11 protein-coding genes are annotated in these 16608 nt (G+C 46.8%); 3 read left to right on the forward strand and 8 right to left on the reverse strand.

Annotation, left to right across the window (positions count from 1 at the left end; all coding sequences use genetic code 11):
* Positions 1 to 34: 34 nt before the first annotated feature.
* Complete coding sequence (locus tag MKY22_RS13285; RefSeq protein ID WP_341089137.1) at positions 35 to 2821, reverse strand: putative bifunctional diguanylate cyclase/phosphodiesterase; 2787 nt, start codon at positions 2819 to 2821, stop codon at positions 35 to 37.
* Between the two features lie 136 nt (positions 2822 to 2957).
* Complete coding sequence (locus tag MKY22_RS13290) at positions 2958 to 3380, reverse strand: CBS domain-containing protein (RefSeq protein WP_023469329.1); 423 nt, start codon at positions 3378 to 3380, stop codon at positions 2958 to 2960.
* 173 nt (positions 3381 to 3553) lie between these two features.
* On the opposite strand from MKY22_RS13290, the gene MKY22_RS13295 reads away from it, so the two are divergent.
* From MKY22_RS13295 to MKY22_RS13305, 3 genes are all read left to right on the forward strand, one after another.
* Complete coding sequence (locus MKY22_RS13295) at positions 3554 to 5827, forward strand: methyl-accepting chemotaxis protein (protein WP_290777088.1); 2274 nt, start codon at positions 3554 to 3556, stop codon at positions 5825 to 5827.
* A 118-nt stretch (positions 5828 to 5945) separates the two neighbouring features.
* A complete protein-coding gene (locus MKY22_RS13300) occupies positions 5946 to 7106 on the forward strand; it encodes a helix-turn-helix domain-containing protein (protein ID WP_290777090.1) in 1161 nt (386 codons plus the stop codon).
* Positions 7107 to 7207: 101 nt separating this feature from the next.
* Complete coding sequence (locus MKY22_RS13305) at positions 7208 to 9349, forward strand: bifunctional glycosyltransferase/CDP-glycerol:glycerophosphate glycerophosphotransferase (RefSeq protein WP_023469332.1); 2142 nt, start codon at positions 7208 to 7210, stop codon at positions 9347 to 9349.
* A gap of 48 nt (positions 9350 to 9397) precedes the next feature.
* Here MKY22_RS13305 and rlmD read toward each other — a convergent pair whose 3' ends face one another.
* From rlmD to MKY22_RS13335, 6 genes are all read right to left on the reverse strand, one after another.
* Positions 9398 to 10756 carry a 23S rRNA (uracil(1939)-C(5))-methyltransferase RlmD gene (gene rlmD, locus MKY22_RS13310; RefSeq protein ID WP_035396153.1) on the reverse strand — a complete coding sequence of 453 codons (1359 nt, stop codon included), beginning with the start codon at positions 10754 to 10756 and terminating at the stop codon, positions 9398 to 9400.
* A 25-nt stretch (positions 10757 to 10781) separates the two neighbouring features.
* Entirely contained in the window at positions 10782 to 11744 is a 963-nt protein-coding gene (locus tag MKY22_RS13315) for a diacylglycerol kinase (protein WP_341089142.1), read from the reverse strand.
* Positions 11745 to 11891: 147 nt separating this feature from the next.
* The gene (gene gatB / locus MKY22_RS13320) at positions 11892 to 13325 is read right to left on the reverse strand and encodes an Asp-tRNA(Asn)/Glu-tRNA(Gln) amidotransferase subunit GatB (protein ID WP_035396151.1); all 1434 of its coding nucleotides are present in this window, start codon (positions 13323 to 13325) and stop codon (positions 11892 to 11894) included.
* A 14-nt stretch (positions 13326 to 13339) separates the two neighbouring features.
* Positions 13340 to 14782: an Asp-tRNA(Asn)/Glu-tRNA(Gln) amidotransferase subunit GatA gene (gene gatA / locus MKY22_RS13325; RefSeq protein ID WP_149427816.1), complete on the reverse strand. Its 1443-nt coding sequence runs from the start codon at positions 14780 to 14782 to the stop codon at positions 13340 to 13342.
* 15 nt (positions 14783 to 14797) lie between these two features.
* Complete coding sequence (gatC, locus tag MKY22_RS13330) at positions 14798 to 15088, reverse strand: Asp-tRNA(Asn)/Glu-tRNA(Gln) amidotransferase subunit GatC (protein WP_023469336.1); 291 nt, start codon at positions 15086 to 15088, stop codon at positions 14798 to 14800.
* Positions 15089 to 15288: 200 nt separating this feature from the next.
* Positions 15289 to 16533, reverse strand: coding sequence for an Nramp family divalent metal transporter (locus MKY22_RS13335; protein WP_341089145.1), 1245 nt, complete (start codon positions 16531 to 16533; stop codon positions 15289 to 15291).
* Between the last annotated feature and the right edge of the window lie 75 nt (positions 16534 to 16608).

Consider the following 16608-nt stretch of genomic DNA (forward strand, 5'->3'; position numbering starts at 1 on the left):
AAGAGACCTCAATCTTTAGACTGTAACTAGTGATTCATTCAGATAAAAGCGTTTCATGATAATTTCCGTACCAGACGCGGAACTCGTCTGCCGGGATTGGTCTTGAATAATAAAAACCTTGTGCATACTCGCAATCCAGCTGTTGCAGATGATTCGCCTGCTCCAGTTCCTCGATGCCTTCGGCGACAACATCATATTTCAATGTATGCGCCAGTTTAATGATCGTCTCGATGAGCGGTGCGTTCGAACAGGCATCCGGACCACTGATGAATGAGCGATCGATTTTCAGTCGCTGAATAGGCAATCGACTCAAGTAGGATAAAGACGAATAACCAGTACCAAAGTCATCGATTGCCAGACGATAACCCATTTGGTGTAACGTCTGAAGCGCCTCAAAGACACGTCCGTCCGAAAAGACACCGAAAGATTCCGTGATTTCGAGTTCCATCCGGTCTTCAATTCCAGGATGAATTTCTCGGACGCCCGTCAGGTAATCCACAATCCGACCAGAGACGAGCTCTTTTACGGATAAGTTTGCTGAGACGCGAAGCGATCCGAGCTCCGTTTCTTTCCACGCCTCTACTTGGCGAACCGTTTCAGCGACGACCCACATCCCAATCTCTTCGATGAGCATCGATCGCTCGGCAATCGGAATGAAGACTGCCGGACTGATCATGCCACGTTCTGGATGGAACCAGCGCAAGAGCGCCTCACAACCATCCACCTGCCGTGTCGCAAGGTTGATTTGCGGTTGGTAGAACAATTGTAACTCGTTCTTTTCAATCGCATCCCGTAACTCCCCTTCCAATACGACCGATTCCAGATATTCCGCGCTCATCCAAGGTTCGAACCAGACCGGTCCACCTTCTGTCTGTTGTTTCGCATGCTGCATCGCGATATCGACAGAGGATAATAACGAAGTGACAGCTACTGCATCGTCCGGATAGCGGACCATACTCATACTGATGCTGACGTTCACGAATTCTCCGTTAATTTCATAAACATGTTCGATGACTTGCTTTAATTTCTCGTAATCAACGATATCCTGTTGCGCGACTAATACAGCGAATTCATCTCCACCAATACGTGCTGCTTGCCCGGTTCCGATGAAATGATGCTTCAGTCGATTCGCGAGATCCTTTAAAATCTGATCTCCTGCCCCATGACCGTAAATATCATTGATTCGGCGGAATTGACGAATGCTGATAGTGACGAGCTCGCCTGTTTGTGGTGCTCTCAGTGCATCCTGCATCTTTTGTTCAAATCCATTTCGATTCAGTAACCCCGTCAACATATCAAAAAGCGCAAGTTGTGTAATGCGTTCTTCTCGCCGAAACTGATCTGTCTCATCATGACAAGAGAGATATAAGGCAACACCTGTTTCATCCTCTTTGTTCGGAACGCGAATGATGTTGACGAACATATTTAAAATATCTTCGTCAAATAACATTTTACAGCGAATCGTCTGACTGTTCCCTTCGATGGCTTGTTGAAGTGCTCGTCGCATTCGATTCAAATCAGCTGGATGCACCAATTCTTCAATCGTCCAACCCGAAGTGGCATGCGTTAACTGTCGAAAACGATCGTTTCCATTTAAAATCGTATAGTCCGACGATAAAGCAAGAATTGGATCTGTATTTTGAGAAAAGAGAGATTCGATTTCGGCTTTCTTCTGCTTAATCTCTTTTGTATTCGCATCACTATGATCGAGTAATCCAGCTATGATTGCTGTCATCGTCCTGAAAGCTTGAACGACCGGCTTGAAGTCATTTCTTTCGTGTACATGATACCCAGATTGCCGTCGATCCTCAGCAAACGTATTCGCTTCGTTTTGTAGTAAGGAAATATCTTTTCGAAAAGCACGTAATAATAACCAATTCAATATTAATAATGCCGCAATGACAAGAATGATTGTTGCAAATAACAACCAAGCATTTTGAATGATTTGCGATCCTCGGTGCTGCATTTCTTGTTGTACCTGTTTTAACTTTTGATCATATATCTGGTACATGCTTGTTTCATATTGTTTAGACTGATTAGCTAGTTTCGCATAGTTTTGATCGTTTGATGTACTCAACAGTTCATCTAGCGTTTCTGTGTAATTTCGCATTTGACTTCTCATGTTTGCAATCTCTTGGCGCCCTGTATCGTCTTGTAACGAAACTACCTCATACAAGGCATTCATGAGCGATTGTTGTCGAATGGGCAAGTCGATCCGCATTTGTTGGATGCGTAATCGATCAATCGAACTAATTTCGTTGTCCCGACGTGCTTCTCGTAGAATCTGTGCCGATTTCCCAAGTTGCTCTTCCATCATGATAAGATGCGAGAACACATCGTAATATGAACCAGTCTCTTTACTTAAGACGAGTTGATTAAAAATCACTTCACTTTTAAAATTCGTAGAGGCTGTGAAAAAGCGATGATTGGACTCGTATCCTTGACGCTCTAATTTCGTGAGTTCTTCCAACAACTCTTTACGTGCTGGGCCAGTCGCTTGCTCTTCCTTCAGCTGTTCATATAAGTGGGAGAGAGAGGTTTCTGCTTGTTTTGTTACTTGTGGTTCCTCAACCTGTTTCTCTAAGGAAGCAAGATAATAAGACGTTAAATCTTGAGTCGCATGATTTGCTGGGATCACGATGTCAATCGCTTTTGCCGCCTCTTCGAAGCGTTTTCCTTCTTCGAGTGTTTTGTTCAATTGGTGTAACGCAACGATAATCGCAAGTAGACCGATGACTGCAATCATCCACGAGAACGTTTTATAGTAGGATCGTCTTCGAAAAGCTTCTTCGATGAAGACTGGTGATAAACGTCGCAACACATCGTCCTCCCTAAAATGTCATTATGCTTCTATATCGTCTCTTTTTGCTGGATGTTGAAGTCGATTTAAGTCAATAAAAAGCACTTCTTCTCACATTTCGTGAAAATAAGTGCTTTCTTTACTAGTTTTATATTTTTTAGTAACTGACATTCTCGCGCGCTACTTTTTTCGCGAAATAATCAATGATATCCCGACGACGAATGATTCCAATAAAGTGCTTTCCATCATCGATGACAGGAACGAAGTTTTGGTCCGTAATGACCTCAATCATCTCTTCCATTTGCGCAGTAATCGAGACTGGTTTATAACGAACACGTTGTTTAATATCCGTTAATCGTGTTTGCAAGACGTGATCGTAGTCTGCATGCTCTAGATTAGCCTCGAGCGCCCACAAGACATCCCCTTCCGTTAATGTCCCTGCATATTTACCTTTATTATCGACGAGCGGAACGGACGTAAATCGATGATGTTTCATCTTTTCTAATGCCTGTCTGACCGTCGATTCAGGATCTAAATATTTCACCTCATCTTTTGGTAGTAAGAAAAAAGCAATGTTCATTTCTGTTCCTCCCTAGCCACTCTGTGACACCTTCTTCATTTTATCACGAAGCCTCACTGGATTCATTTCTCAAATGATGAAAATCTCTACATAATTCCTTCATATTTATCCGTACCCTTCCGATAGTCAGAATAGACAGATTTTAAAGACTATTTAGGATAGGAGAATTCATCATGCGCCTCCCGATCACCCGTCGTTTGTTCATCGGGCTTATTTTGTTGCCTGCTCTTACTCTCGGTGTTTCCACTTGGTTTTCGTATGACCAAACAAGCCGAACTGTCGATCAACTGGTCGACTCGACATCCCAAACTGCTTTAAAGCAACTCGAACAATCGTTTTCCCGCATCATCGATGATACTAAAAAAGATACAACACTCCTTGCCGGACTCCCTTCCAACCGTGAAGACGGTACTCTACCGAACTACATAGATACAACCAAACAACCCGATGCTTCGGAGGCTCCTTCTCAAAAAGCAACAGATATCTATAATGTCCTTGAGAAATATGGCTCCTCAAAAATCGAAAATTCATTTATCCAATACGCTGATACGAAAGGCGGCTATCTTAACTGGCCAAAACAAGACGTCGCACCTGGATACGATCCTCGAAAAGAGATTTGGTATAAACAAGCGCTGGAGAATTCAAGCACTGTCGCCATGAGCGAGCCTTACTATGATAGCGCGACGAAATTATCCATCATCGGTTTCTCTAAGGCGACACTAGATGCTCAAGCGAACATCAAAGGTGTATTGTCTGTTTATAAAAGCATCAATCGTCTTGCTGAAGATATGAAACGGATTGAAATCGGACAAAAAGGATTTGTTTTCAGCTACACACAAGACGGTAAGGTCGTCACGCACCCGAACCGAAATTATTTCTTCAAAAAAATCAATCAACTACGTGAAGACGGAAAAGCATATTTCTCTGCTCCAAAGTCCATGTTAGAGCAAGAATCCGGTACGAAGATCATGGACGTCGCCGGAAAAAAATCGGTCGTCATTTGGCAAACTTCTTCGAAAACAGGATTCAAACTAGCCGTCGTACTGGATTACGCTTCCTTGTATGCGCCTAAAGAAGCCATGCTCAATCAGTCATTGATCAATTTCGTCGTTGCGATCGCCCTCGCGACATTGTTCGCTTGGTTGATCGGGCGTTCGATCAATCGCCCGCTGTCGATGCTCCGTCGTGAAGCATTAGCAATCGCATCAGGTGATTTGCGAACACAGCATCGTCCTAAACGATTCATCCGGGATGAATTAACAGACCTCAGTGCAAACTTCGACGCGATGCGCGCGCGCCTGCGACAAACGATTCTAGCGATGACTACATCCGCTACGACCGTTCGCGATGCGTCAGAAGAGCTCTCAAACAATGCGACTCATGTACAAAAGGCTTCACGTCATATCGGACAGACAATGGAAGAAATCGCTGCTGCTGGTGAAACTCAAACGAAACAAGCCGAACGTTCTTCCCATGCTGTATACGGTGTCAAGGAACGTTCTACAGCAATGCAACAGGTCGCATCCACGACACTTTCTGAAGTCGCTTCCGTCGCTTCCGCTGCTACACGAGGAAGTGACGTGACGAAACAGACGATTTCTGATCTATTGAGCCATTCGGACTCATTGGAAAAAGAAATCGAGAACACTTCTGATTTCTTAGGCAAACGTTCTGATGAGATCGGAAAGATTCTTGGAACGCTGCAAGCCATCTCGAGTCAGACGAATTTACTCGCCCTCAACGCAGCAATCGAAGCCGCACGTGTTGGTGAACAAGGACGTGGATTTGCTGTCGTCGCGAGTGAGGTAAGAAAACTGGCCGAGGAGAGCGACGAATCCGCTAAACAAATCAAACAGCTCCTCGATAATATTCAACAAGAAACACATACTGCCATGAGTGCGATGCACCATGTCATGAGTGATTTGAAGCTGTCTCTTGAGTCTGTCAAAACGACAGGCGATGACTTCGAGCGCATCGCAGGATCCGTACATCATGTCTCGAATCGAACAGAAGTATTGACTGGTGACATCGAGGCGCTGACGCTTGCTACGGAAGAAGTATCCGATGCCATGGGAACCATTCTTGCTTTAACGGAAGAGAATGCAGCAGGTCTTGAGACAAGTGCTGCAAGTATTCAAGAAACAAACGCAACACTTGAATCCGTGACGACGGCAGCGGCTCACCTCGCTCACATCGCAGGTGATCTCCATGCGCTCACATTGGAATTCCAGTTAGACGAAACCGTATCTGAAAAACATTTGATCGAAGAACAAGAAGACGTCCTTTCATCAGAACCCGACACAAGCCATTCTGCTGACGATGCCTACGCGGAAGTCGCAAGCACAGAATTGACGGAGCACGATATCGAAACGAATGATCTTGAAGTCGAGACGGGGCACGAGGAGGATCCAACACCTGAGTCCTCTCCGTCTCCTACGAATCCATAAGCCTATCGATCCGGAGTCTTGAAGAAAGACTTCGGATTTTTTCATTCCCTACTCGACTATCGATTGCCGAGCACATACACTAGATACAATCGATGCATCATTCGAAAGGAGTCGCTTCATGAATCCCTTAAGCCCCTCAGACTTGACACAAATCGCGGAACATTTGTTTGGGATGACTGGTTTTTTTATTTCCTATCAAAATCAAGAGCACGTCTCAATCGAGTTACGTCCTTCCGCACCCAAGCATCCAGCTAATCTATTGATTGAAGATACGTGGCCTACTTTAAAAAATCATCGCCCTCTACTTCATACCTTAAAAGACGGAACGGCTTATCTGTTCGTAGACGTTCCTGACCAAGGCATGTACCGGATCGGTCCCGTTCTCTTACAGTCAGCACTTTTTCGGGCTCATATTCAAGATGAGACCTATCATCAATTTTATAAAGTTCTACCCCGAACGACGGAAAATCGTCTGATCGACTGTGCCCATTTGCTCTATCGCCTTCTACATGGTGAAGGATTGTCCTCTCGTGACATCGATCATGTTTCAGATATACAGGAAGAGGAAATTCCTTTAGTGTCTGAAGCCCCTTCGCACACAGGTGTGACCGCCTATCGAAAAGCTTGGCAACGCGAGCAACAAATCATCGACTGGATCTCATCCGGACAGAGCGAACGGTTGGCGACGACCTATTCTCTTCCCGCATACGGTGAGTTCGGAACACTCGCACGTCACCAACCACTCCGAGCAGAAAAGAATCTACTTCTAGGAACGGTTCTTCTAAGCGCACGTGCCGCTATTCGTGGGGGACTCGAACCAGACGAAGCCTTTTCGCTTAGTGATCGGATGATTGAGACGATCGAAGCTGCGACGAGTATTGCAGAATTGCGAAATCGTCACGTTCGGATCACGGTATCTTTTGCGGAAGCCGTCAAAGAAATACAGGCGTTGCGTCATTCGCCACACGTCTTAGCTGCCATTCGATACATTCAGCAGCATCTCTATGATCCTTTATCGGTCTCGTCCATCAGTCAGGCGATTCACGTATCCTCCAACTATTTATCCGTTTTATTTAAAGATGAAACGGGTTTACCGCTGGCTCGTTACGTCATTCGTGAACGGATTCGCGAAGCGAAAAGATTGCTACGTTCATCTGACGACTCGCTATTGACGATTTCAAACCGACTGCACTTTTCAAGTCAAAGTCATTTCAGTCAGGCCTTTAAACAAATCACGGGCGAGACGCCTACTCATTACAGACAAAAGACAGATTTTTAGGAACACTGCTACCTTTTTCAGATTTGTGATATCCTATTCAACAGAATACAATTTTGCCGAATCGAATCTTTTTCGATTCTTTCATCAAAAGGAGAGTCAACATGAATTCAATTAGTGTGATCATTCCAGTCTATCAAACCGAATCTCAAGCAAAAGCTGCGATTCAATCCGTTCTCGACCAACACGTTTCGATTCCTGTAGAAATCGTCGTTGTCTTTGATGGACCAAGTTCTTATGTCGATGATATTCGTGCACTATATCCAACGTGTACCATCATCGAACAATCACATCAAGGTGTGTATGCGGCTCGACGTAATGGAGTTCAAGCTGCTTCAGGAGACTATGTCATCTTTTTAGATAGTGATGATATTCTTGCTCCCCGTGCGCTTTACACATATATCAAGGCATACGAGAAGTCTCGTGGGGAAGTCATCATCGGTAAGATCTCCCCTGTCTATAATAAGAAGAAATGGCTGATGCCAATCGATGACGATCGTTACTTCTTTTACTCGCGCACGAAGTTTAATTCGCGTCACTTGACGACAATCCATGGATGGATGATCAAAAAAGAATTGCTTCAGACATTGCCTAGCTTCGAAACGACATGGTTTGCGGATACGCTCATCGCCCATACTGTCATTTCGCAGTTAACGAACATTACTTCCGTCAACTACATCGTGTACGGACGGAATTCAAGAAGTACACCACTGGATGGTCAATCGCTCTTCCAACTACGTGACATTACGACACTCTCAGATATCTCTCGAATTTATGGCATATTATCAGCAGAGACAAAAGATGAAGAAGTCCAAAAATTCTTAAATACGTGGTATAAACGGTTCATTTCAAAACGTGGACGTACATTACTCGAACGGAGTTCATCTAATACTCAACAAGCAGAAGTCTTCAACCATGTCGCTTACGACTTAAAGCGGATGCCATCAAAGAGTAAATATCTACAAGCTTGGTCAACGGGATCGTACGCGATGTTCAAGCTGTACATTACTGCTGTCAAAACAAAACGTTCCTTACGTACGGCGCGTCGTAAAAAAATTAAAAATGGTCTTATGCTATATCGACTATTCCAGAAGATGCCGATCAAAGACAATCTCGTCTTATTTGAAAGTTTCTTAGGGCGGAGTTACTCTGACAATCCGAAGGCACTTTACCTTCACCTAAAAGAAAAACATCCGGAACTAGAACTTGTTTGGATTTTCGCTCAAGAACCTTCTGATGAAGTGAAGGAAGCATGTCCGAATTGGGTACTTCGAAACAGCTTTACGTACTATCAATACATGGCTCGTGCGAAATACTGGATTTTCAACACGCGTCAGCCGCTCAGCTTGAAAAAACGCGAAGAAACTATTTATCTTCAAACATGGCACGGTACGCCATTAAAACGACTCGGTCTTGATATGGAAGATGTGCATATGGCTGGAACGAATGCGATTCGCTACAAAAAGAATTTCTATAACCAAGCGCAAGAATGGAACTATCTGATTTCGCCAAACGCGTACTCGAGCGAAATCTTCAAGAGCGCATTCGGGTTCCAAAATACGATGCTTGAAACGGGCTATCCTCGTAACGATCTCTTATATGCCGATAATCAAGCGGGTCTCATCAGTGAAATCAAAACACGCTTAAATATTCCGGCTGATAAAAAGATCGTCCTTTATGCACCGACATGGCGAGATGATGAGTTCATCGCGCGAGGAAAATACCGATTCGACTTGCAATTGAATTTAAATGAGATGCAAGCACGCCTCGGTGACGAGTACGTCGTCCTTTTACGGATGCACTACTTGATTGCTCAAAACATGGATATCAGTGGACACGAAGGATTCGCTTACGATGTCTCTTCATACGGTGATATCGCAGAACTCTATCTGATTAGTGACATCCTGATCACGGACTACTCATCTGTGTTCTTCGACTATGCACACTTGCAACGTCCAATGATCTTCTTTACGTACGATCTAGAGAAGTATGCTTCAACGTTGCGCGGATTCTACTTCGATTTCGAAGAAGTCGTCCCTGGACCACTTCTGAAGGAAACAGATCAAGTCATCGATTATATCGAACAAATCGATACGAAGTCCGTCGCTTACCAAGAAAAATACGATCGCTTCCTCGAACGGTTCTGTAGCTTAGATGATGGTACGGCGAGTGAACGCGTTCTTGCTGAATTGTTCCCAAGTACAGCACAATCAACGGTCGAGGACGAATCAACAGAAACGGAATGATAAATCAAAAAGTGCCTCCTTCCTTAACTGGAAAGAGGCACTTTTAATTTAGTTACGGACGAACAAGGCAACGCTCTCGACGTGTGTCGTATGCGGGAACATATCAACAGGCGTCACTTCGACGAGTGTATACCCGAGCTCTGTCAATAGCTTCGCGTCACGCGCTTGTGTCGACGCATTACATGAGACGTAGACGATCCGCTTCGGTGCGACATCTGCAGCAGCACGTAAGAACTCTTCGTCACAGCCTTTACGGGGTGGGTCGACGACGATGACGTCTGGTTGAATACCGGCTTTAACAAGATCTGGCATGACCTTCTCAGCTGCACCATACTCGAACGTCACGTTCTCGATCCCGTTCGCTTGTGCGTTCCGACGTGCATCATCGATCGCTTGCGGTACGATTTCGATGCCGTAGACGTGCTTCGCTTGTTTAGCGAGTGATAAGGAAATCGAACCGATCCCACAGTAAGCATCGACGACTGTCTCATCGCCTGTCAACTGAGCGTACTCGAGCGCTTTCGCGTAGAGTTTCTCTGTTTGCAGCGGATTGACTTGGAAGAACGAATGCGGTGAGATCTCATACGTCAATCCAGCGATTTGATCGCGGATGACGGACGGTCCGTACAAGACGACGTTCTTTTTCCCAAGAATGACGTTCGTATCATCCGGGTTGATGTTGTGCTGGATCGACGTGACGTTTGGTAACGCCTTTAAGATCCCTTCGACGATTTTATCGATACCACGAAGTTGTTTGACTTTCGTGACGAGCACGACCATCAATTCGTTCGTATGGTAACCATGACGTGCCATGATATGACGGATGACACCTGCTTTTTTCTTCTCGTCGTACGCTGGTACTTTTAAGTCAGCAAGGACTTTACGAACCGCTTGAACAGCTTCGTCGTTTTCTTTGTTTTGAATCAAGCAGTAGTCCATATCGATGATCCGGTGACTCCGTTTTTGGTAGAAACCAGCCATCAATTTGTTCGATTGGAAGGCAACCGGTACTTGCGCTTTGTTGCGGTAACCCCACGGATCTTCCATACCAATTGTCTCGTGGACTGGAATTTCAAGACCTGCTAGGCGCGCGAAAGCGTCACGGACACGGTTGTGCTTGAACTTGAGTTCTGCATCGTATGACAAGTGTTGCAATTGGCAACCGCCACACTGGTTGTAAACCGGACAAGGCGGCTCGACACGATCGACACTCTTCGTCTTTTGACGGATGATACGACCGAATCCGTAAGACTTCGTCGTTTTCGTGATTTTGATCTTGACCTGCTCCGTCGGCAATGCGCCCGGGATGAAGACCGTATATCCATCGATGCGCGCGACCCCTGATCCTTCATGCGTCAGGTCGACGATCTCGACGACGTGTTCATCGTTCTTTTGTACTGGAATCATGAATATCCTCCTTAAAAACCTCGCTTCACGCGAGGTTCGTTTCTGCTTCTTGTAGTTGTGTATTGATTTGTTCCATCTCTTCGATCCGGAACTTTGGTGTCATGACTTCGAAATGAGAGCGAAGATTCGTCATCTCGCCTTCGCAAATGCCGCCAAATTCACCATCGATGTTCAAGCTCATCTCTGATGTATTCTTCATGCGGACGAATGAGGTCGTGACATGCTCGATGCAAGGGTCCGAGAAATGATCCCCTTTTAAGGCAAGACGCATGACACGAATCAGTTCGACGAGGTTACATTTCTTGAGAATGAAGAGATCGAACCGACCGTCATTGAGTGACGCGTTCGGTGACAATTTCTCGAATCCGCCGACGGAGTTCGTATTGGATGTCAAGAACAGCATGACTTCTCCTTTGAATATACCCTTTTCATGCTCCAGTTCGACATATGTCGGTCGGATTTGCGGAAGTTTCTCTATCCCTTTGACGTAGTACGCGAGCTGTCCGAGTGCCGTCTTCAGCTTCGAAGGCACTTCGTACGACAGTTCTGTCATGATGCCACCGCCAGCGATGTTGATGAAGTAATGGACGCCTGTCGATCCTTCGATCTTACCGATATCGACCGGCATCGTATGTCCTGTGCAAATGACATCCATCGCTCCTTCGATCGTCAATGGAATACGCATCGCCCGACCAAAGTCATTCGTCGTTCCAACAGGTAATACACCAAGCTTCGGACGTTTGTTGTAGGCAGCCATTCCGCTGATCACTTCGTTCAACGTACCATCACCGCCTGCTGCGACGACGAGATCAAAGTCTGCTTCGCATGCTCGTGCTGCTTCATACGTCGCATCTCCGACCGCTTTCGTCGAGTAGACAGATGTCTCATAACCCGCTGCTTCGAGTCGGTCGAGGATATACGGTAAATTTCGTTTAACCATCTCTTTCCCGGAAGTCGGGTTATAAATCACGCGCGCTCTAGGTCTCATAAGATTTTCTCCTTTTTGACTCAACCGTTCATTTGATACATAACTGTTTTATTTTACATGAACTCTCGAGACATTACAAAGCCAAAAAAGACAGCGTCCGTTTCCTCGCAGAAGTAAAGGAGGAACGAACGCTGTTTGATCAGGTACTTATTTTAATTTTTCAAGCTCTTCATAGAAGAGTTGATCCAGGAGGGCAGGGTTCGCCATTCCTTTTGTTTTCTTCATGATTTGACCGATGACGAAGCCTTTCTTCCGGTCACGTCCACCGAGTAATTCCTCGACAACGGCTGGGTTCGCTTCGAACATCTCGACGATGAGACCACGTAGCAATCCTTCGTCTGAAATTTGTGCAAGACCGTTTGCTTCGACGTATGCACGTGGCTCGACACCTTCTTCGATGACGGCTGTGAAGACTTGTTTGGCGATTTTCGAAGAAATCGTACCGCTTGCGATCAAGTCGATCATCTCTGCCAGACGAGCTGGTGTCATCTTGACTGTTTCAAACGTTTCCGTCGATTTATTCAAGTGACCTTGGATCTCACCGATCGTCCAGTTGGCTGCTGCTTTTGGCTCTGCGCCTGCTGCCAGTGTCGCTTCGAAGTACTCTGCCATCTCACGTGTAACTGTCAATTGCTTCGCATCATACGCCGAAAGACCGAGTTCTTCTTGGTAACGAACGCGACGTGCATCTGGAAGTTCCGGGATACCGGCACGAATCGCTTCTTTCCAGTCATGATCAAGTACGAGCTTGACGAGGTCAGGCTCTGGGAAGTAACGGTAATCCGACGCCCCTTCTTTGACACGCATGAGGACGGTTTGTTTTTTCGTCTCATCGAAGCGAAGTGTTTCTTGGCGCATCACACCACCAGCAAGCAACAACTTACGGTGACGATCTTCTTCGAACTCAAGACCTTTTAAGACGTTTCCGAATGAGTTCAAGTTCTTAAGTTCTGTTTTTGTACCGAACTTCTCTTGTCCGTATGGGCGAACGGAGATGTTACAGTCACAACGAAGTGATCCTTCTTCCATCTTGACGTCCGAAACGCCTGCATATTGCAAGACTTCCTTGAGACGTTCGAGGTAGGCGACTGCATCTTTCGGTGAACGCATGTCCGCTTCACTGACGATCTCGATGAGCGGCGCACCTGTCCGGTTGAAGTCGACGACTGAGTGATTAGCACCCGTGTGGTTCATCTTACCAGCATCTTCTTCCAGATGGACACGTTCGATTCGGAAGCGTTTCGTTTCGCCATCGACTTCCGCATCAATGTAGCCATCGAAGCCGATCGGTTGATCGAACTGTGAGATTTGATACGCTTTTGGCGTATCTGGGTAGAAATAGTTCTTCCGGTCGAATTTCGTTTGATCGGCCACTTGGCAGTTGAGTGCCATTGCTGCACGCACAGCGAGCTCAACGGCTTTTTCGTTGATTTTCGGCAAAACGCCTGGGTGTCCAAGACAAATCGGACACGTTTTCGTATTCGTCTCCGCGCCGTATTCCCGCGCACAACCACAGAACATCTTCGTGTTCGTGCTCAGCTCGGCGTGGACCTCGATCCCGATGATCGTTTCAAAGTTCATGATACATTCGCTCCTTATAACTTCGGAAGCGCGAATCCACCTGTCGCAAGCTCAAACGCATGCGCAGCGCGATAGATCGTCGCCTCATCGAAATGTTTTCCAATGATTTGTAAGCCGACTGGAAGACCGTCGACGAATCCAGCTGGAACCGAAATCGCTGGAACACCTGCTAAGTTGATCGGAATCGTCAAGATGTCATTCGCATACATCGTGACCGGATCGTCGAGCTGTGCACCGAGTTCGAATGCTGGTGTCGGTGCTGTTGGTCCGATGATGACGTCATAGTTCGCGAGGACATCGTCGAAGTCTTTTTTGATCAACGTCCGAGCTTGTTGTGCTTTTTTATAGTAGGCATCGTAGTAACCTGAGCTGAGCGCGTACGTTCCGAGCATGATCCGGCGTTTGACTTCGTCTCCGAATCCTTGTGAACGGGAATACTTGAAGACATCTTCAAGTGCATCCGCTTCCGCACGGACTCCGTAACGAATGCCGTCAAAGCGCGCGAGGTTCGATGATGCTTCTGATGAAGCGAGTAAGTAGTACGTCGCAAGCGCATATTTCGAGTTCGGAAGTGACACCTCATCGACCGTCGCACCGAGTGCTTCTAGTTTTTGGATCGCTTCACGGATGTTGGCTTTGACGCCTTCACTGACACCCTCACCGAAATATTCTTTCGGAACAGCGATCTTCAACCCTTTGATATCACCTGTCAACGCTTGTGTGTAATCCGTTGTTGCGACGTTCGCAGACGTCGAATCCATCTCACAGTGTCCTGCGATCGCGCTCAAGAGATACGCATTGTCTTCGACTGTTCGTGTCAACGGACCGATTTGGTCAAGAGACGACGCAAACGCAACGAGACCGAAGCGTGAGACGAGACCGTATGTCGGTTTCAACCCGACGACACCACAATAGGCAGCCGGTTGACGAATCGAACCACCTGTATCCGAACCAAGGCTGAACAAGACTTCACCTGCTGCGACAGCTGCTGCTGAACCACCCGAAGAACCACCTGGAACGTGTTTCGTATTCCATGGGTTACGGACTGGTTTGTACGCTGAGTTCTCGTTTGAAGAACCCATCGCGAACTCATCCATGTTCAATTTCCCGATCGTGATCGCCCCTGCTTCATGCAGACGCTCGACGACCGTCGCATCATGAGCTGGCACGAAGTTCTCGAGGAATTTCGAACCACATGTCGTCGTCATCCCTTTCGTGACGATGTTATCCTTGACGCCGATTGGAAGACCAAACAATGGATTTGCTTCATGTTTCGCGACATCATCCATTCGTTTTGCTTGCTCGAATGCTTCTTCGTTCAATGAAAGAAACGCACCGATTTTTCCATCGACGCGGTCGATTTGATCAAAGGATTCTTGGACGAGTTCAGAAACTTTGACTTCGCCATCCTGAATGAGTGTGTGTAGTGTTTTGACACCATGTTCAAAAAGTGACATCGGGTCATTTCCTCCTTATTCGAACACCGCTGGGACGCGGACTTGTCCGTCTTCCCAATCGGGTGCGAGTCGTTCTACTTCCGTACGCGGAAGTGATGGACGTACTTCGTCCTTACGTAGGACGTTCTTTAAATCGAGGACATGAGTCGTCGGTTCGACGCCTGTCGTATCGAGTTCATTTAATTGTTCAGCGAACCCAAGAATCTTCTCGAGTTGTCCTGTGAATTGTGCTACTTCTTCATCTGTCACGGCAAGGCGTGCCAAATGCGCCACGTGGCGGACTTGCTCCTCATTAATCTTTGCCATGTCATTCCACCTCCGGAACTTTTGCGATATATTTTACACTATTTCTAATCATAGCACTTTTCGTCCAGACAAAAAAGACGATGGTGCATCGGGGGGAGGTCCGCACCATCGTCCTTATAGGGGTAGCAAAGCTTCCGGGCGGAAAGCTTCTAGTTATGAAATACCCGCTTTAAATCAGACGAAACAAAAATACTGAATATTCATACTAATACATCGACGAGCAGATAGACATTGAAGACGATGACAATCGAGACGATCACCCAGGCCAACGCGTTCATGAACCGACTATTCCGGTGTTCTCCCATGTACCGCTCACTCGCTGTCGCCCGAATCAAGGGAATCAAGGCGAACGGAATCCCGAACGATAAGGCGACCTGACTAAGGACAAGTGCTCGTGTCGGATCAAAACCGGAGAACAGCAACAAAATTGCCGGCAACATCGTCACGGTCCGGCGAACGAACAGTGGCAGTTGAAGATGAAGAAAGCCGCGCATGATCGCGTCCCCTGACATTGTCCCGACGCTTGAAGAAGCGAGACCCGAGACAAGTAAAGCAATCGCAAACAGATACGGTGCGCTACCACCGAGCGTGACATGAAGTCCCTCGTAGATCGCTTCAAGCGAACCCGCTTGATACGTCGTGCCGTAAAACACACTGGCGGCGATGACGAGCATCGCTCCGTTGACCGCTCCAGCAATCAACATCGCTCCCCAGATGTCGAAGCGTTGGATGTGTAACATCGACAATTTATTCGCAACGTGTCCCATCCGGCGTTTCGTTAAATCGGAATGGAGATAGATCGCATGCGGCATGACGGTCGCTCCGAGCATCCCGGCAGCGAGGACGATGCTCGACGTACCTTCAAATCCCGGTAACAATCCTGCCGATAGATCACGAAAGACCGGATGAACTTCAAATACTTCAATCGCAAAAGCAGCGGCGATGATTAAGACGAGTACGGCGATGACAGCTTCGAAATGCCGGAGTCCCTTCTGCTCGAAGCCGAGGATGACGAACGACAAGACTGCCGTCAATAATGCTGCCATCCGTAAATCGATTGCAAACAGTAAATGAAATCCGAGTGCGGCCCCGACGAACTCTGCGAGATCGGTTGCCATCGCGACGAGCTCCGCTTGTACCCAGTAGAAGAAGCGCGTGACCGGCGATAACTCCTCCCGGATTACTTCCGCTAAACTGAGATTGCTGACGATTCCAAGCTTGGCTGACAGGAACTGAATGACGACCGCCATCAAGTTCGAGGCAACGATGACCCAGAGCAACAAATATCCGTACTGGGCGCCTGCCGTCATGTTCGTCGCGAAGTTTCCCGGATCGAGATACGCGACGGCAGCAACGAACGCCGGTCCGAGATATGTCCGTTTTCTTGGTAAATCTTGTGTAAGTGGCTGTGTCGCCATCTCGTTCACCTCACTTTTTGTTTTCATTATACGCTCATTTTGCACAAGAACAACAAATATGCTTATGGTAAATAACAACGTATGAAGTGAATTAAAAAGGGA

The organism is Exiguobacterium sp. FSL W8-0210 (assembly GCF_038006045.1).
GTDB lineage: Bacteria > Bacillota > Bacilli > Exiguobacteriales > Exiguobacteriaceae > Exiguobacterium_A.